General features: G+C 64.1%; 12 protein-coding genes. 5 read left to right on the forward strand and 7 right to left on the reverse strand.

The genetic code is table 11. The features are described 5' to 3' along the window. Positions 1-19: 19 nt before the first annotated feature. Positions 20-11,224, reverse strand: a complete 11,205-nt coding sequence (locus XH93_RS24030) for a DUF5801 repeats-in-toxin domain-containing protein (protein ID WP_194469393.1) — start codon at positions 11,222-11,224, stop codon at positions 20-22. A gap of 323 nt (positions 11,225-11,547) precedes the next feature. Here XH93_RS24030 and XH93_RS24035 point away from each other — a divergent pair, with 323 nt between their 5' ends. Then, complete coding sequence (locus XH93_RS24035) at positions 11,548-11,985, forward strand: hypothetical protein (RefSeq protein ID WP_229179342.1); 438 nt, start codon at positions 11,548-11,550, stop codon at positions 11,983-11,985. 42 nt (positions 11,986-12,027) lie between these two features. On the opposite strand, the gene XH93_RS24040 is transcribed toward XH93_RS24035, so the two are convergent. Then, on the reverse strand, positions 12,028-12,651 hold the full coding sequence (locus XH93_RS24040) for a hypothetical protein (RefSeq protein ID WP_246799286.1): 624 nt from the start codon (positions 12,649-12,651) through the stop codon (positions 12,028-12,030). A 121-nt stretch (positions 12,652-12,772) separates the two neighbouring features. After that, positions 12,773-13,321: a hypothetical protein gene (locus XH93_RS24045; RefSeq protein WP_194469394.1), complete on the reverse strand. Its 549-nt coding sequence runs from the start codon at positions 13,319-13,321 to the stop codon at positions 12,773-12,775. Between the two features lie 399 nt (positions 13,322-13,720). Between XH93_RS24045 and XH93_RS24050 the strand changes: the two genes are divergently transcribed. After that, complete coding sequence (locus tag XH93_RS24050; protein WP_139862837.1) at positions 13,721-14,095, forward strand: hypothetical protein; 375 nt, start codon at positions 13,721-13,723, stop codon at positions 14,093-14,095. 123 nt (positions 14,096-14,218) lie between these two features. Here the strand turns inward: XH93_RS24050 and XH93_RS24055 are convergent, their stop codons facing one another. From XH93_RS24055 to XH93_RS24065, 3 genes are all read right to left on the reverse strand, one after another. Further along, the gene (locus XH93_RS24055) at positions 14,219-14,482 is read right to left on the reverse strand and encodes a hypothetical protein (protein WP_139484247.1); all 264 of its coding nucleotides are present in this window, start codon (positions 14,480-14,482) and stop codon (positions 14,219-14,221) included. A 124-nt stretch (positions 14,483-14,606) separates the two neighbouring features. After that, a complete protein-coding gene (locus tag XH93_RS24060) occupies positions 14,607-14,819 on the reverse strand; it encodes a hypothetical protein (RefSeq protein WP_194469395.1) in 213 nt (70 codons plus the stop codon). A gap of 156 nt (positions 14,820-14,975) precedes the next feature. Further along, positions 14,976-15,881, reverse strand: a complete 906-nt coding sequence (locus XH93_RS24065) for a LysR substrate-binding domain-containing protein (RefSeq protein WP_246799287.1) — start codon at positions 15,879-15,881, stop codon at positions 14,976-14,978. A gap of 152 nt (positions 15,882-16,033) precedes the next feature. On the opposite strand from XH93_RS24065, the gene XH93_RS24070 reads away from it, so the two are divergent. From XH93_RS24070 to XH93_RS24080, 3 genes are all read left to right on the forward strand, one after another. Next, entirely contained in the window at positions 16,034-16,486 is a 453-nt protein-coding gene (locus tag XH93_RS24070; RefSeq protein ID WP_194469396.1) for a PaaI family thioesterase, read from the forward strand. Next, the gene (locus tag XH93_RS24075; RefSeq protein WP_194469397.1) at positions 16,483-17,763 is read left to right on the forward strand and encodes an MFS transporter; all 1,281 of its coding nucleotides are present in this window, start codon (positions 16,483-16,485) and stop codon (positions 17,761-17,763) included. The genes XH93_RS24070 and XH93_RS24075 overlap by 4 nt, the downstream gene beginning before the upstream one ends. Before the next feature lie 63 nt (positions 17,764-17,826). Further along, positions 17,827-18,144 carry a putative quinol monooxygenase gene (locus XH93_RS24080; RefSeq protein WP_194469398.1) on the forward strand — a complete coding sequence of 106 codons (318 nt, stop codon included), beginning with the start codon at positions 17,827-17,829 and terminating at the stop codon, positions 18,142-18,144. Positions 18,145-18,183: 39 nt separating this feature from the next. Here XH93_RS24080 and XH93_RS24085 read toward each other — a convergent pair whose 3' ends face one another. Further along, a complete protein-coding gene (locus tag XH93_RS24085; RefSeq protein ID WP_139484241.1) occupies positions 18,184-18,450 on the reverse strand; it encodes a hypothetical protein in 267 nt (88 codons plus the stop codon). Positions 18,451-18,735 lie beyond the last annotated feature (285 nt).

The raw sequence follows: 18,735 nt of genomic DNA on the forward strand, positions 1-18,735 counted from the left end.
TGCTGGGCTGATTACTCGATTACATGACGTGGACCGCGTTGGCGGCGGGCACGCCCGTGCTGATCTTGGCGAGATCGACGGCATGCGCCGCCGTGTTGTCGGCCGAGTACCACAGCTCGTTCGTCGACGTGTTGAAGAAGAAGTTCGCACCCGTGAACGCGCTGTCGTGGGTCTCGTCGGCCGGGCCGGTCGACCCCTGATTGAACGCCGCCACCGCAGCCGTGTTGATGGTCAGGTTCAGGCTCGCAACGTCAACCACGATCGAATCACCGGCAGCGAAATCGTTGATGAGATCGTGACCGTTACCCGTAGCGGTCGACTGCAGGACGAAGATGTCGTTGCCGTTGCCGCCGGTAAGCGAGTCGTTTCCGCCACCGCCGATCAGCGTATCGTTACCGGGACCTCCCGTCAGCGTGCTGGCGGAGGCCGCCGGGTCGAGCGTCAACCCGATCGAACCGGTCGACGTATCGCCGTCGAAGTCGGTCAGCGTGGTTCCCATTGACAGGCTCAACGGAGAACCGGAGTTGACGACCTGGTAGGCGAACTTGCCGATGTCGAAGCTGTCGCCATTGAGATGCTGCGGGTCGGGACTTGCGGCCGATGCGTTCTCGATCTCGAGCCGGCTGTAGCCCGTGTCCGTATGAACCTGGACGACATCGTTGAGATCGAGGCCGGTGACGAGATAGCCGCCCTTTCCATCAGACTGCAAGGTCGCCAGGTTCAGGTCGACGCCGTTCACCGTGATTCCGGTGATCTGGTCTTGCTGATTGGCCGGCGTCGCGTCGAACCGCGGCGTCAGGTTATTGAAATCCGCGGTCGTTCCTGCCGCGCCGGGATCATTGTCCACATCATAGGCGCGCAGCCAGACCTCAATCGCGTCCGTACCGGTGCCGCCTCCCTTTTGCACGATGCTGAACGAGAAGTCGTTGATGTCGTAGTGCGCGGTATAGTTGTAGTCGTTGTTTGCACTGCCGGATACCGACGGGCCGGTGACGAAGTCGATTCCGAGCACATCGCCATCATTCATCGACTGGTTGTTGACGCCGATCGACGTGCTGTTGGTGTTGACGGTGCCGATGGCATCGAATGTGTCGTTCAAGCCAAACTGGTTGCCGTCGGCATTGAGATGGAAGCCCGAGAATAGAATATCCTGGGTGGATGCGGGGACGTCGATGTAGTTGAAGGCCTTGTTTCCGGCCGTCGCAAAGCCGAGGTCAGTCAACGAGACACCTGATCCGTTGTCGATCGGATGCAGGAGACTGAACGTGTAGAGGTCCGTCGCCGCGTTGAGCGATGCCGTGAAGACGACGGTGTCGCTGGCGTCCAGCACGCCGGCCGTCCCGCCGGCGCCGTCGACGAAGCCGGTCAGGGTGCCGGTGTTGAACCCGGACAGAAGGATGTCGTGGCCCTGATAGTTGAGGGTCGAGTCCGCCCCGTTCGTCGTCACGGTCGTGGCTCCGACCGTGAAGCTGTTGATCGTCAGGGTCCCGGGCTCGTCGGCGCCGATATGCCCCACCGCGTTCATCAGACCGGTAATGACGCTGCCGCCGATGTCGGTGGTGGTTTGCGCGTTCGGAGTGTAGTTGGTCGGAACGTCGTTCTCGATCGCAACCACGGCGCCGTTGTCGAGCTGCACGAAGTCACCGTCCGCGTCGGTCACTACGAACGCCTTGGCGATGTCGAGCGTCACGCTCTGGTCGTTGTCGCCACTTGCCACGTTCAGCGGCAGATGATCGACCTGGTCCTTCAGCGAGAAGACGAAGCTGCCGAGCCCATTGTCGACGAGCGTGAATACGACGCGACCGCCGGCGACGCCGTCGATCTCGGTCGCGCTCACCACGTGCCAGGTCACCGAGGTTCCCTGCGAGAAGATGCCCGTCGCCGTGCCCTCGACGCCGGCCGCAAGACCGAGCTTCACCGTGCCGGGCTCGTCCGCGCCGATGTTGACCAGCGACAGGATCTGCGCCGTCGTATAGGTCGCGGTGACAGCCGTATGGCCAGCTTCGGGGTTCCCCACCGACTGGTTGTTCGAGTTCGCCAGCGTCAGCCCGTCCTCGTACACCACCTGCTGCGTCAGCGTCGTCGTGTTGTTGACCGGAACGTCGTTCTCGATCGCGACCACGGCACCATTGTCGAGCTGCACGAAGTCGCCGTCCGCGTCCGTCACCACGAACGCCTTGGCGATGTCGAGCGTCACGCTCTGGTCGTTGTCGTCGCTGGCAGCGTTGACCGGCAGATGATCGACCTGGTCCTTCAGCGAGAAGGTGAAGTTGCCCGCGCCGTCGTCCACCAGGGTGAACACCACGCGTGCACCGACCACGCCGTCGATCTCGGTCGCACTCACCACGTGCCAGGTCACCGATGCACCCTTCGAGAAGATGCCCGTCGGCGTGCCGTCAATGCCCGGCGGGAGACCAAGCTTTACCGTCCCCGGCTCGTCCGCACCGATGTTCACCAGCGACAGGATCTGCGCCGTCGTGTAGGTCGCCGTGACAGCGGTATGGCCCGCCTCCGGGTTGCCGACCGACTGGTTGTTCGAGTTCGCCAGCGTCAGGCCGTCCTCGTAGACGACCTGCTGCGCCAGCGTTGTCGTGTTGTTGACCGGAACGTCGTTCTCGATCGCAACCACCGCGCCGCCGTTGAGCTGCACGAAGTCGCCGTCCGCGTCCGTCACTACGAACGCCCTGGCAATGTCAACCACCACGCTCAGGTCGTTGTCATCGCTCGCCGCATTGACCGGCAGATGGTCGACCTGGTCCTTCAGCGAGAAGGTGAAGTTACCCGCGCCGTCGTCGACCAGGGTGAACACCACGCGCGCACCGACCACGCCGTCGATCTCGGTCGCACTCACCACGTGCCAGGTCACGGAGGCACCCTTGGAGAAGATGCCAACCGCCGTGCCGTCGACGCCCGGTGCAAGACCGAGCTTCACCGAGCCGGGCTCGTCCGCGCCGATGTTCACCAGCGACAGGATCTGCGCCGCCGTGTAGGTCGCCGTGACAGCGGTATGGCCCGCCTCGGGGTTGCCCACCGACTGGTTGTTCGAGTTGGCGAGCGTCAGCCCGTCCTCATACACGATCTGCGTCGTCAGCGCAGTCGTGTTTCTGACGGGAACGTCGTTCTCGATCGCAACAGTGGCACCATTGTCGAGCTGCACGAAGTCGCCGTCGGCGTCCGTCACCACGAACGCCTTGGCGATGTCGAGCGTCACGCTCTGGTCGTTGTCGTCGCTGGCCGCGTTGACCGGCAGATGGTCGACCTGGTCCTTCAGCGAGAAGGTGAAGTTGCCCGCGCCGTCGTCGACCAGCGTGAACACCACGCGGGCACCGACCACGCCGTCGATCTCGGTCCCGCTCACCACGTGCCAAGTCACCGACGCGCCCTTCGAGAAGATGCCCGTTGCCGTGCCGTCGATCCCGGCGCCAGAGAGCTTCACCGTGCCCGGATCGTCCGCACCGATGTTCACCAGCGACAGGATCTGCGCCGTCGTATAGGTCGCCGTGACGGCGGTATGACCCGCCTCAGGGTTGCCGACCGACTGGTTGTTCGAGTTCGCCAGCGTCAGCCCGTCCTCGTAGACGACCTGCTGCGTCAGCGCCGTCGTGTTGTTGACCGGAACGTCGTTCTCGATCGCAACCACCGCGCCGTTGTCGAGCTGCACGAAGTCGCCGTCCGCGTCCGTCACCACAAACGCTTTGGCGATGTCGATGGTCACGCTCTGGTCGTTGTCGTCGCTCGCAGCGTTGACCGGCAGATGGTCGACCTGGTCCTTCAGCGAGAAGGTGAAGTTGCCCGCGCCGTCGTCCACCAGGGTAAACACCACACGAGCGCCGACCACGCCGTCGATCTCGGTCGCACTCACCACGTGCCAGGTCACCGACGCGCCCTGCGAGAAGATGCCCGTCGCCGTGCCGTCGATCGCCGCGCCGGAGAGCTTCACCGTGCCGGGTTCGTCCGCGCCGATGTTGACCAGCGACAGGATCTGCGCCGTCGTGTAGGTCGCCGTCACAGCGGTATGACCCGCCTCCGGATTGCCCACCGACTGGCCGTTCGAGTTCGCCAGCGTCAGCCCGTCCTCGTAGACGACCTGCTGCGTCAGCGCCGTCGTGTTGTTGACCGGAACGTCGTTCTCGATCGCGACCACCGCGCCGTTGTCGAGCTGCACGAAGTCGCCGTCGGCATCGGTCACCACGAACGCCTTGGCGATATCCAGCGTCACGCTCTGGTCGTTGTCGTCGCTGGCCGCGTTGACCGGCAGATGGTCAACCTGGTCCTTCAGCGAGAAGGTGAAGTTGCCGGCGCCGTCGTCCACCAGCGTAAACACCACGCGGGCGCCGACCACGCCGTCGATCTCGGTCGCGCTCACAACGTGCCAGGTCACCGAGGCACCCTTGGAGAAGATGCCGGTCGCCGTGCCGTCAACGCCGGCCGCAAGACCGAGCTTCACCGTGCCCGGCTCGTCCGCGCCGATGCTCACCAGCGACAGGATCTGCGCTGCGGTATAGGTCGCCGTAACAGCGGTATGGCCCGCCTCCGGGTTACCAACCGACTGGTTGTTCGAGTTCGCGAGCGTCAGCCCGTCCTCGTACACCACCTGTTGCGTCAGCGCCGTCGTGTTGTTGACCGGAACATCGTTCTCGATCGCAACCACGGCGCCGTTGTCGAGCTGCACGAAGTCGCCGTCCGCATCCGTCACCACGAACGCCTTGGCAATGTCGAGCGTCACGCTCTGGTCATTGTCGTCGCTCGCCGCGTTCACCGGCAGATGGTCGACCTGGTCCTTCAGCGAGAAGGTGAAGTTGCCCGCGCCGTCGTCGACCAGGGTGAACACCACGCGGGCGCCGACCACGCCGTCGATCTCGGTCGCACTCACCACGTGCCAGGTCACCGACGCACCCTTCGAGAAGATGCCCGTGGCCGTGCCGTCGACGCCGGCCGCAAGACCAAGCTTCACCGTGCCCGGCTCGTCCGCGCCGATGTTGACCAGCGACAGGATCTGCGCCGTCGTGTAGGTCGCCGTCACGGCGGTATGGCCCGCCTCCGGGTTGCCGACCGACTGGTTGTTCGAGTTCGCGAGCGTCAGCCCGTCCTCGTAGACGACCTGCTGCTGCAGCGCCGCCGTGTTGTTGATCGGGACGTCGTTCTCGATTGCAACTACGGCACCATTGTCGAGCTGCACGAAGTCGCCGTCGGCATCGGTCACCACGAACGCCTTGGCGATATCGAGCGTCACGCTCTGGTCATTGTCATCGCTCGCCGCATTGACCGGCAGGTGATCGACCTGGTCCTTCAGCGAGAACGTGAAGTTGCCCGCACCGTCGTCGACCAGAGTGAACACCACGCGAGCGCCGACCACGCCGTCGATCTCAGTCGCGCTCACCACGTGCCAAGTCACCGAGGCACCCTTGGAGAAGATGCCGGTCGCCGTGCCGTCGACGCCGGCCGCAAGACCAAGCTTCACGGTGCCCGGCTCGTCCGCGCCGATGTTGACCAGCGACAGGATCTGCGCCGTCGTGTAGGTCGCCGTAACAGCGGTATGGCCAGCTTCGGGGTTCCCCACCGACTGGTTGTTCGAGTTCGCCAGCGTCAGCCCGTCCTCGTACACCACCTGCTGCGTCAGCGCCGTCGTGTTGTTGACCGGAACGTCATTCTCGATCGCAACCACCGCGCCGTTGTCGAGCTGCACGAAGTCGCCGTCCGCATCCGTCACCACGAACGCCTTGGCGATGTCGATGGTCACGCTCTGGTCATTGTCATCGCTCGCCGCATTGACCGGCAGGTGATCGACCTGATCCTTCAGCGAGAAGGTGAAGTTGCCGGCGCCGTCGTCCACCAGGGTGAACACCACGCGAGCGCCGACCACGCCGTCGATCTCGGTCCCGCTCACCACGTGCCAGGTCACCGAGGCACCCTTCGAGAAGATGCCGGTCGCCGTGCCGTCAACGCCCGCCGCGAGACCCAGCTTCACCGTGCCCGGTTCGTCCGCACCGATGTTCACCAGCGACAGGATCTGCGCCGCCGTGTAGGTCACGGTCACGGCGGTATGGCCCGCCTCAGGGTTGCCCACCGACTGGTTGTTCGAGTTCGCCAGCGTCAGCCCGTCCTCGTAGACGACCTGCTGCGTCAGCGCCGTCGTGTTGTTGATCGGAACGTCGTTCTCGATCGCAACCACCGCGCCATTGTCGAGCTGCACGAAGTCGCCGTCCGCATCCGTCACCACGAACGCCTTGGCAATGTCGAGCGTCACGCTCTGGTCATTGTCGTCGCTCGCCGCGTTCACCGGCAGATGGTCGACCTGATCCTTCAGCGAGAAGGTGAAGTTGCCGGCACCATCGTCGACCAGCGCGAACACCACGCGAGCGCCGACCACGCCGTCGATCTCGGTCGCGCTCACCACATGCCAGGTCACCGACGCGCCCTGCGAGAAAATGCCCGTCGCCGTCCCTTCGACGCCGGGCGCAAGACCGAGCTTCACCGTGCCCGGCTCGTCCGCGCCGATGTTCACCAGCGACAGGATCTGCGCTGCGGTATAGGTCGCCGTGATAGCGGTGTGGCCCGCCTCCGGGTTACCCACCGACTGGCCGTTCGAATTCGCGAGCGTCAGCCCGTCCTCGTACACCACCTGTTGCCCGAGCGTCGCCCTGTTGTTCTCCGGGACGTCGTTCTCGATCGCAACCACCGCGCCATCGTCGAGCTGCACGAAGTCGCCGTCCGCATCGGTCACCACGAACGCCTTGGCGATGTCGATGGTCACGCTCTGGTCATTGTCGTCGCTCGCCGCGTTCACCGGCAGATGGTCGACCTGGTCCTTCAGCGAGAAGGTGAAGTTGCCCAGACCGTCATCGACCAGCGTGAACACCACACGCGCGCCGACCACGCCGTCGATCTCGGTCGCACTCACCACGTGCCAGGTCACCGACGCGCCCTGCGAGAAGATGCCCGTCGCCGTGCCGTCGATCGCCGCGCCGGAGAGCTTCACCGTGCCGGGTTCGTCCGCGCCGATGTTGACCAGCGACAGGATCTGCGCCGTCGTGTAGGTCGCCGTCACAGCGGTATGACCCGCCTCCGGATTGCCCACCGACTGGCCGTTCGAGTTCGCCAGCGTCAGCCCGTCCTCGTAGACGACCTGCTGCGTCAGCGCCGTCGTGTTGTTGACCGGAACGTCGTTCTCGATCGCGACCACCGCGCCGTTGTCGAGCTGCACGAAGTCGCCGTCGGCATCGGTCACCACGAACGCCTTGGCGATATCCAGCGTCACGCTCTGGTCGTTGTCGTCGCTGGCAGCGTTAACCGGCAGATGGTCAACCTGGTCCTTCAGCGAGAAGGTGAAGTTACCCGCACCGTCATCAACCAGGGTGAACACAACACGGCCGCCGGCGACGCCGTCGATCTCGGTCGCGCTCACCACATGCCAGGTCACCGACGTGCCCTGCGAGAAGATGCCCGTCGCCGTGCCGTCGACGCCCGGTGCAAGACCGAGCTTCACCGTGCCAGGTTCGTCCGCACCGATGTTCACCAGCGACAGGATCTGCGCCGTCGTGTAGGTCGCGGTGACCGCGGTATGGCCAGCTTCGGGATTGCCGACCGACTGGTTGTTCGAGTTCGCCAGCGTCAGCCCGTCCTCGTAGACGACCTGCTGCGCCAGCGTCGTCGTGTTGTTGATCGGAACGTCGTTCTCGATCGCAACCACGGCGCCGTTGTCGAGCTGCACGAAGTCGCCGTCCGCGTCGGTCACCACGAACGCTTTGGCGATGTCGATGGTCACGCTCTGGTCGTTGTCGTCGCTGGCCGCATTGACCGGCAGGTGATCGACCTGGTCCTTCAGCGAGAAGGTGAAGTTACCCGCACCGTCATCAACCAGCGTGAACACAATACGGCCGCCGGCGACGCCGTCGATCTCGGTCGCGCTCACCACATGCCAGGTCACGGACGTGCCCTGCGAGAAGATGCCCGTCGCCGTGCCCTCGATCGCCTGCGCTGCACCTGCAAGCGCCACCGTGCCAGGCTCGTCCGCACCGATGTTGACCAGCGACAGGATCTGCGCGGCCGTATAGGTCGCCGTAACAGCGGTATGACCCGCCTCCGGGTTGCCAACCGACTGGCCGTTCGAGTTCGCAAGCGTGAGCCCGTCCTCAAACACTGTCTGCTGCTGCAGCGTCGTCGCGTTGTTGACCGGAACATCGTTCTCGATCGCAACCACGGCGCCGTTGTCGAGCTGCACGAAGTCACCGTCGAAATCCGTCACCACGAATGCCTTGGCGATGTCGATGGTCACGCTGGCATCATTGTCGCTGCTCGCCGCGTTGACCGGCAGGTGATCGACCTGATCCTTCAGCGAGAAGGTGAAGTTGCCCGCGCCGTCATCGACCAGGGTGAACACCACGCGCCCGCCGGCCACGCCGTCGATCTCGGTGGCGCTCACCACATGCCACGTCACCGAGGCACCCTTCGAGAAGATGCCCGTCGCCGTGCCCTCGATACCAGCCGCACCGGCCAGCTTCACCGTGCCGGGCTCGTCCGCGCCGATATTGACCAGCGACAGAATCTGGGCAGCCGTATAGGTCGTGGTCACAGCAGTGTGACCGGCCTCAGGGTTGCCCACCGACTGGTTGTTGGAGTTCGCCAGCGTCAGGCCGTCCTCGAATACCTCCCGGGTTTCCAGCTTGTTCGCGTTGTTGACCGGAACGTCGTTCTCGATCGCAACCACGGCGCCGTTGTCCAGCTGCACGGGGTCGTTGTCCGCGTCCGTCACGACGAACGCCTTGGCGATGTCGATCGTCACGCTCTGGTCGTTGTCGTCGCTCGCCGCGTTGACCGGCAGATGATCGACCTGGTCCTTCAGCGTGAAGGTGAAGTTGCCCAGCCCGTCATCGACCAGTGTGAACACCACGCGCGCACCGACCACGCCGTCGATCTCGGTCGCACTCACCACGTGCCAAGTCACCGACGCGCCCTGCGAGAAGATGCCGGTCGCCGTGCCGTCGATCGCCGCACCCGAGAGCTTCACCGTGCCCGGCTGGTCCGCGCCGATGGTCACCAGCGAGAGAATCTGGGCCGCCGTGTAGGTCGCCGTCACAGCGGTATGACCCGCCTCCGGGTTGCCCACCGAATGGCCGTTCGAGTTCGCAAGCGTCAGCCCGTCCTCGAACACCGTCTGCGGTGCGAGCGTCACCGTGTTGTTGACCGGTCCGTCGTCATGGAACGACAGGGCCGTCGCGATGTTGATGCTGGCCGAGCTCGAGGCCGTATCCAGATCGTGGTCCGTGATCGTGTCGGTCCGCGTCAGCGTGATCAGGTCAGCCGACGACAGCGTCACCACGTCGTCCGGATTGGTCGCGTCCGGGTGCTGCAGCGCGCGCACCTGGTCCAGCGTCACCACGCCGGCCGCGCTCACGCTGACCCGGAAGTCGATCGTTCCCGCAGGATCGGCGGCGCCGCCGGCGCCGACCCGGCCCACCACATCAGCGCCATCCATGAACAGGAAGACGTGCTGGCCGGTCGCAACGTCGATCAGCCCGGAGTCAACCCCTGCGTTCTTGATGCCCAGCGCAAAGGCCGAATTGATCGTGCCCGCACCGTCGGCGCCGAAGTTGCTCGTCACCGAAAAATTGTCGGCAAAGTTCGCCGACGCGTTGATCGCCAGGTTGGTCTCGTCGACCACCAGTGCATCCGCCGGCGCCGTCGCCGTTACCGTAATGCTCGGACCGTCGTCGTGGAACGACAGCGCCGTCGCAATGTTGATGCTGGCCGAACTCGAGGCCGAATCCAGGTCGTGGTCGGTGATCGTGTCGGTCCGCGTCAGCGTGATCAAGTCGGCCGACGACAGCGTCACCACGTCGTCCGGATTGGTCGCGTCGGGGTGCTGCAGCGCGCGCACCTGATCCAGCGTCACCACGCCGGCCGCGCTCACGCTCACCCGGAAGTCGATCGTGCCGGCAGGGTCGGAAGCACCGCCGGCGCCGACCCGGCCCACGACATCAGCGCCGTCCATGAACAGGAAGACGTGCTGGCCGGTCGCAACGTCGATCAGCCCGGAGTCCACCCCTGCACTCTTGATACCGAGCACAAAGGCCGACGTGGTCGTGCCCGCACCGTCGGCGCCGAAGTTGCTGACCACCGTGAAATTGTCGGCAAAGTTCGCCGACGCGTTGATCGCCAGGTTGGTCTCATCGACCACCAGCGCATCCGCCGCCGCCGTCGCCGTGACCGTCGCGCTCGGACCATCGTCCAGGAAGGTCAGATGCGACCCGACATCGGTGCTCGCACTTGCCGTCTGGTTGCTGCTATCGGTGACCGTGCCCGTCAGCGTGATCAGGCCGGACGGCAGCGAAATTCCTTCGTTGAAATCACCCGGGGTGCCTTCGTGCACGGCGCGCAGATCGGTCAGCGTCACGCGGCCCGAAGCATCGACCGAGACCGTGAACACCAGATCGCCGCCGACGGCGGTACGACCTTCAACGACACCGCCGGCGTTGACCGACAGCAGGACGTGCTGACCGGTGGCCGAATCGATCAAGCCGGAATCGGCGTTCGGTGCGCTGACGGACAGCGCAAAGGTCAGCGACTGCTGGCCGCCGGGCGCGTTGATCGCGAACGGCACCAGCACCGACGACACCGTCGCCCCTGCGGGGCCCAGTCCCGAGCCGGCAACGCCGCCGTTGGTAGCAGCTGTCAGAAAGCTCTCGTCCACAACCATTTGCGGCACGACACCGGCGGAAATGGTGGGAAGCGGAGCGACGTTTTGTGAAGGTGCAGGGCCGGTTGGAAATATCGGAGTGAAGCCGGGTAGCTCTTCCTGGGGAGCCAGTTGATTGGTGGGCACGGGGCCGAGCGGATCCACCACGAACGGACTGAAGTTCGCACCGCTCGCCTGCGCGTTGGCGTTCGAGGTGCCGCCAGCGTCGGCGGCCGGCAACACGGAGGTGTCGGTGCCGATCGGAAACAGGCTCGCGAATTCCTGCACCGAGATGTCGCGACCGGGCGCCATCTCAACCGTGATGTTGGCCCGTGGGCTACCGCCTTGCGACTGGCCTTGCGAATCTGCGCGGGAGTCGAAGAACGGCTCGACCGTGACGGTCGACTGGTTGTCGAACAGAATGATCAGCTTTTCGCCGACATGAACCAGCGTGATCTTTTCGTTGGCGATCGACGTAAAATCGACCTTCACCTTCTGGTCGTATCCGAGATTGACGACAACGGCCTGATCGGTGAGCGGCTTCGTCAATTTGTAAATTCGTACCGGACCTGAATTGCTGGAATTTCCCGCGCCAGTGGCTGCTTGCGCGATCTGGAACTGACCCTGCATTATCGACTCCGATCAAAGAATTCGCGAAAAACTTGCTGAAAAATTTAGCTTTAGGCTATTGTTAACCCTCGCGCCGGTCAAGAAATGTATTTGGTTAATCAATACTTTCGGTACGAGTGTGGTAAAAATTAACCATGCCGGGGCTTCAAGAACAAAGGCTTAGGCATTCAAGCCCGGGCGAACACGGATGGCGGTGGGCTGAAGACTTTAGTTCTTATTGCCAGGGCAAGTTGGAGTGGCCGATGCGGGTGATCATTCAGATGTGCGCCTTGGCCTTGCTTTGCTGCTCGGTCGGCACCGCGTCCGCGCAAGACCCGAAAGCGGTCCCGTCAGAGACTACGGTCGAGCGCTCGGTTCGGGCCCAGCCCAACCGGGACACCCAAATCGGCATCTATCTCAACGTGTTACCTGACTGCACGTCAGGGCCCCTGCCGACCATCCGGCTGGTCAGCCCGCCGGCCGCGGGCAAAGTGGTGGTGCGATCCGGAAAGGCAAAGGCCACCAACTACAAGGCGTGCCTGGCGCTCGAGGTGCCTGCTTACGTTGCCTTGTACAAGGCGCCGCCCGAATTCCTCGGCGCCGATTCGCTGACGATCGAAGTCAAGTATCCGGGCGGACGCACTGAGATCCAGAAGATCACCGTCACGGTCAGCGGCCCGGGAGCCCAGCAAAAGATCTGATGGGACAAGCTTTATGAGGAAGGCGCGCGTTGATCGCTCGCTTTAGAGCGGCTCACTCTCATCGTGCTCCCGCTCCTGCGGGATGTCCTCGTGCGGTCCGGCGGGCTGGCCAAGCGAGGCCCGGTCCTCGTGGCAATCGCTGATCCGCCGGGCAACCACCCGGTCGGTCCGCGGCGCCACGCCCTTGACCTCGTTGACCTCGGTATAGGCTTCCTCGCTGAGCACCGTGATCACCGTGCTGACCGGTCCCATATAGTCGCACCGGTTGGAGAAGACGTATTTGTTGCTGACCTTCTCCGGCTTCGAGGAATGACAATTCCCGATTGAAGCGGACGAAAACGTGCCCTTCATCGCCTGAGTTGGATCGACACAACGCGTCATCTCCCGCTCAAACAATTTGTGCCGGCCGTTTGTGGCGGTGAGCACCTCGAGCGTTCGCACGAACCGCCACATGCCTTTCCGAAACGTCGGTCCGCCAAACTCCTGCTCGGCCGCCGAAGCATGCGAAGCGAGCACGGAGGCGGACAAGGCTATCGCCGCACAGAGCGTGCGCATGGCGATCTTCGACGGCCCGAAGTCCCCACCTGAGCTCATTTGTCGATTTCCTGTCGGCTGCGCCACTTGGGCTGCATCGTTTCGGCTTGCGGCACGCGCCCGGCGCGGCATCGAATCATTCCAAGGCACTCGCGTTAAGTTCCGGTAAACGCTCGCCTCGCAGGCTGTGGGGGAAGACGCGGACCGGCGACGGGGGCTCACGCGGTCAGGCCGATAGCGGGCAGATTGTGGGCTAGTTGCGCAGCTGCGCCGCGGCCGAGATGTCGGAATTGCGCGCCGCGCTGTCCTCGCAATCGCCAATCCGCGTTGCGACCACGAGGTCGGTCCTGGGATGTTCGCCGACGCTGACCTCGTTCAGCTCTGTGTAGGCCTCGTCGCTGCGCACGGTGATGACGGTGCTGACCGCGCCCATGTAGTCGCAGCGACGTCCGAACGTGTATTTGTTGCCGACCTTCTCGGGCTTGTCCGAAACGCATGTACCGACGGGCGCAGTGGAAAAGGTCGCCTTCATCGCGTGGGTGGGATCGACGCAGCGTGTCGTCTCCGCGTTGACGACCCGATACTTGAAGTTCTTGTTGGCGTCCCTGACTACATCGAGCGTTCGCACAAAGCGCCACAGACCTTTGCGAAAGCTGGGGCCGGAGAACGACGGAGCGTCGTGACCGGGCTGAGCCGCCGCGTTGACCGGTTGAGGCGACGGCGTCTGCGCGGCCGCTAGTGCGGGCGCCGAGACAATCGCCAAGGCGAGCAGCGAACTTGCAATGCGGTCACGGAAGATCATTGCCACTCCCAATGTTCTTCAGGCCGCATTTGCTGCGGTCCGAACAGGTCGTTGAAGCATTCCAACCAAGCGACTCGGTAATGCCCCACCAGTTGCAGGCCAATTGTGGCCAGTAAAGGCACCGCGACCCCGCAAAGCGGCCTCTCGCGTAATTCCGATCCAGTGCAGCAAAGTTGCAACACTTGCGCCCCGACGCCAGACCGGTGCTTTACGGGCCCATGTCGCCGCAATTCCAGTTGCCCTGCACGATCGGATCGCGAACCGGGAGCCGTCGAATGACGGCATCCGGCGTGATCGGAGGTCGCACGGGACCGGTTTGACCTTGGCAGGTTTTTTTGCTCATTTAGCACAAGACATTTTTGCTGAATTTCTTTGCTTATGGCTGACGAGGGGGCCCTGATGCGTACTCGGTTTTGCTACACGGTCGCGGGCATTCTGGCCTTGGGTGTGACGCTGTCGGGCAATGCCCGGCCGGCGGCGGCCGCGGACCTCGGCCTGATCACGAAGGCACCGGTCGGCAGCTGCGAGATCGTCTTCTCCTGCGAGAACGGTCGTCAGTATCCACTCTGCCCGATTGCCGTATCGGTCGCGGGCGAAGTGGTGACAGCCTCGCTCCGCACCGGTCATCACGGCGGCGTGCACGTACGACACGTGCCGATGGGCGTCGGCTATCGCTACGCCGGTCGCGGCATCTGGCTGGACGGCTTCAGGGACAACGCCTTGCTCAATTTCGGCAAGCACAGCCGGGTGGCGTGCACCATCGCGCATTCATGATCCGGAACAGCGCGAAGCGGTTTTCCGGAATGCGATGATGGCTTTACCGAAGGCTATCGCGGATTAGCGCGCTCCGCGTCAGCCCGATTGGCATGACGCGGCCTCATCATCCCGAAAGTACCCTCACCCCTTTGTGCGAAGCACCGCGCGAGCGGCTCGCGGGTACATATAGGCCTTGGGACGGATGTAGGTCGGACAGTAGTCGTTCCACTGATACAGCTGCCAATTCCATTTCCAGCAGCCCGATTCGATTTGTGGCTCGTTCCACCCGTAGTCGAGCCGGTACGGCGGATCACCGAACGGATAATCCCCGCTTTGCGCCGCAGTCGATGAAAGAACGACGACTGCAGCGGCCGTGGCAATGATCGCAGAAAATGACTTTTGCATAACGCCCTCGGTCGGATGACGTGTCCGCGCTGAGAGTGCCAAATCGGTTGGTGCTTAGCAAGGTGTCGCCGGCCCCGGCGGTTCGGCGCCGGGCACCTGTTGCGAATCGGGCACCGTCGAAAGCTCAACCGCTACCGAAGTTGGACGGATCGAGATTTCGGTTCTCCTCCGGCGGGATCGGCTTGTAGCCGGGAAATCCGTACCAGGCTGGGGCTGCGACCGGTTCGCTTGGACGGACGATGACGTGGTGGCGCATGCGCCGGTGATGAACCGTTGCGGCGTCGGCAGCCGCACTCCACAGCATCGCCACCACACCCAACGCCAAAGCAACACGCATCATCGGGCTCCTTCGCCCTTTATGTGATGTGCGAGCTTCAACGCCACCACTCATGCGCAGTCACATTGCCGGGATCATGGAGGCAATTCGCATCACATCGTGCAGCGCGTGGACGATCGCGGCGACCATGATCGACGCGTCACCTGCGCGCCCGCCTTAGCTAAGCTCCGGCAGGGACGGCGTGGGCAGCCGGTCCCAGGATCCATTCCCTGAACGCCACGATTTTCGGGAGCGCCTGCCTGTTGTCAGGACAGACGAGATAGTAGGCAAACTCCTCGATCTGCGCAGGTCCAGCAGCTGGATCAGCTCGCCCGTTGCAATCTCGCTCGCGACCATCGCAGCCGGCAGCAGGCCGGCGCCCTGCCCGGCCAGCACGGCCTTCAGCAGCAGACCTGAATCGTCGAACGAGGGCCCGCGCGGCGCGCGCACCTCGGTGATGCCGTTGGCCTGAAACCACAGGCTCCATCCCTTGCGCTCGGCATCATGCACCTGCGGCCAGCGTGCGAGATCGGCGGCGGATGTCGGCCGTCCCAGCCGCTCGACCAGCGGCGGCGCCGCGATCGCCACCATCTCGACCGTGACCACGCGGTCGCTGCGCAGTCCCGGATAGCGGCCAAGGCCGTGACGCACGGCGACGTCGACGCCGTTGCGCGAAAAATCGACCAGCACATTGCTGGTGACGATCTGCAGATCGATCTCGGGATGCGCGCGTTGAAACGACGCCATGCGCGGCACCAGCCAGGCCGATGCAAAGAACGGCGTGACGCTGACGGTCAGCGTGCCGACGTCGTTCGACGCAGCGACACGGCGCGAGGCTTCCGCGATCTGGCGAAACGCGTTGCGGATCGACGGCAGATAATCGCGGCCGGCGTCGGTGAGATAGATGCCGCGCGGCACGCGCTCGAACAGTTTTGTGCCGAGATGCGCTTCGAGCGTCTTCAGCATCTGGCTGACCGCGCCGGGCGTCACGCAAAGCTCCTCAGCCGCCAGTTTCACCGAGAGATGGCGGGCGGCGGACTCGAATGCCTTGAGTGCATTCAGCGGTGGAAGCCTCTGCTCCATGATTTATAATTTCTAATCTCAGAGACGAAGTTATTCTCGTTTGCCGGACGGCAAATTACGCTGCTTTATCAAGAAACAACATCCAAAAACTGCCCCATAGGCAAGCAGCGGGCCCCTCTACACGTTAGATTTTCTAGGTGATGCCAAAGGACATGAACAACCTGGTCGATCACTTTAATACATCGCAGGTGGATAGCCTGCCCGGTGTGCTGGAGTTCCGATGGACCGAGGCCAGCAAGGGCCTGGTCCGCGGCGGATTCGAGGTCGCCGCAAAGCACTTCTCGCCGCACGGACTTCTGCACGGTGCTGCGATCGTCGCGCTGGCCGATAGCGCGTGCGGGTTCGGCTGCCTCGCCTCCCTGCCGGAAGGTGCACGCGGCTTTGCCACCAGCGAGCTGAAGACCAACTTCATCGGCACCGCGCGCGAAGGACGCGTGAGCTGCGAAGCGCGCCTGGTTCATGCCGGGCGCACCACGCAGGTGTGGGATGCCGAGATCCGCAGCGAGGCGAGCGGGAGGACCATCGCGCTGTTTCGCTGCACGCAGATGCTGCTCTATCCCGCGGCCAGCGCCGGCGGCCGCCAAACATCAACGGAGCAATCATGAGGAACACCGCTGTGATCGCCGATCATGCAAAGGCAAAACTGTTCCACGGCTGGTTCGTGGTCGGCGCCGCATTCGTCGTGACGTTTATCGGCTTCGGCAGCGCCTATACATTCTCCTCCTTCGTGGACTCCATGCAACGCGAGTTCGGCGCTTCGCGCGGCTCGGTGTCGCTGGTGTTCTCCTTTGCAGGCTTCCTGTATTTCGGCCTCGGCGTGATCTCGGGTCCGCTTGCCGACCGCTGGGGCGCGCGCCGCCTTGCGGCGCTCGGCATGGCGCTGGTCGGTCTCGGCCTGCTGCTGGCGGGCCGCGCGCAGACGATCGTTCAGGTCTATGCCGCCTACAGCATCGGCATTGGCGCCGGCGTCGGCTGCGCCTATGTGCCGACGCTCGGCGCGGTGCAGCGCTGGTTCGTGCGGCGGCGCGGCTTTGCGTCGGGCCTCGCGGTCAGCGGCATCGGTGTCGGGACGCTGGTGATGCCGCCGCTCGCGACCTGGCTGATCGCTACTCTCGGCTGGCGCGAGGCCTATCTCGTGCTGGGCATCGTCGCCGTCGTCACCGGCATCAGCGCAGCGCTGCTGATCGCAGACGATCCGCGCCGTCACGGCACCGGACCGGACGGCGATCCGCTCGGCGCAGCGGCGAGCACGCCGATCCGCACCGGCGTATCGATCCGCGATGCGGTGCGCACGCCACGCTTCGCCGGGCTCTATGCTGCCTGCCTGATCAGCGCGTTCGGCGTGTTCGTCCCGTTCGTGCACCTCGTGCCGTTCGCCGTCGACCATCAGGTGACGCCCGCCCTCGCCGTGTTGCTGCTCGGCATGATCGGCGTCGGCTCTACCGCCGGCCGCTTCTTCCTCGGCGGCATCGCCGACCGGCTCGGCCGCGATGCGTTCCTGATCGCAATGTATGCCGGGATGGCGGTCTCGCTGGCGATCTGGGCGGTCGCCGGTGACTTCCGGTCGCTCGCGGCCTTCGCGCTGCTGTTCGGCGTGTTCTATGGCGGCTGGGTCGCGATTCTGCCCGCCGTGGTCACCGATCATTTCGGCGGCCGCTATGTCGGCGGCATCATCGGCATCCTCTACACCAGCGTCGCCTTCGGCACGCTGCTCGGCCCCAGCGTCGCGGGCTTCGTGTTCGACGTCAGCCACAGCTACGTCATTCCGGTGGCGATCAGCGCCGCCGCCAACGTCGTCGCGGCGCTCATCGCTGTGGCGACGACCCGAACCAACTCGCCGATCGCGTCGAGCCCAACGACATCAGCCCTACCCCTGGGGTAATCGACCTCGTTCCCCGCACTGCCCATTGTGATCGAACAGCCCATGGAGATCGGAACCATCGCAATGGCCGTCACCTACCTGATCAAGTTCAACGTGATCCCGGATCAGCGCGCCCGCTTTCTCGGACTGCTGGAAGGCGTGCTCGACGCCATGCGATCCGAGCCCATGTTCCACGAAGCAATTCTGCATCGCGACCCGGCATCAGACTGCCGTTTCATGCTCTACGAGACCTGGGAGGATCACGACGACGTCCTGAATGTGCAGTTGCACCGGCCCTATCGGCGGGCGTGGCACGAGGCATTGCCAAAACTGCTTGCGGACGACCGCGACATCACCGTCTGGCAGGCGCTGCGCGCCGACCGCGCACAGCGAAAGGACTGAGACGGTTTCCCGGTGGCGTGCGGGCCGCCGGCAGGCGTTTCAGTTGGTGGTCATCCAGGCGCGGGCTTCGCGCTGGGCTGCGGCGATCTCGACGTCGGACATCTGCTCGGCGACTTCGCGGCGGTGCGCGATTGCGTCGGTGCGGCCCTTGAGCGCCGCCAGATTGAACCATTTGTGCGCCGCGACGAGGTTGACCACGCCGGAGCGGCCGCTCGCCCAGTACATCCCGCGCTCGAACAGCACATCCTGGATCGCGGTCGCGGCAACCGGGATGGCCGCGTCCTGATCGATGAAACCCTGAAACATGGTAGCTCCCCTTTTCTTGTTGCCGCCCTCCCCCGAGCGCGGCCCCCGTCCACTGTCAAAACGCCTTCTGTCTCCCCGCGCTAATCCCTTGGATTATGCGCCGCGCTGATCCTTTGAATCATGCGCTCGCCGTTGGCCGGCTTGTTGGGATGATCATGGCCCAGCAAATTTGAAGAGCGGTTTAAGTATCGCGATGAACGGGATGTAAATGGGCGGCGCGCGTAGCGGTTTAGGGAATCGAAGAAGTCGCTGTGCCGCAGGCACTTCTCTGCATTCGTGAACGCC

This window comes from Bradyrhizobium sp. CCBAU 51753 (genome assembly GCF_015291565.1).
Lineage (GTDB): Bacteria > Pseudomonadota > Alphaproteobacteria > Rhizobiales > Xanthobacteraceae > Bradyrhizobium > Bradyrhizobium ivorense.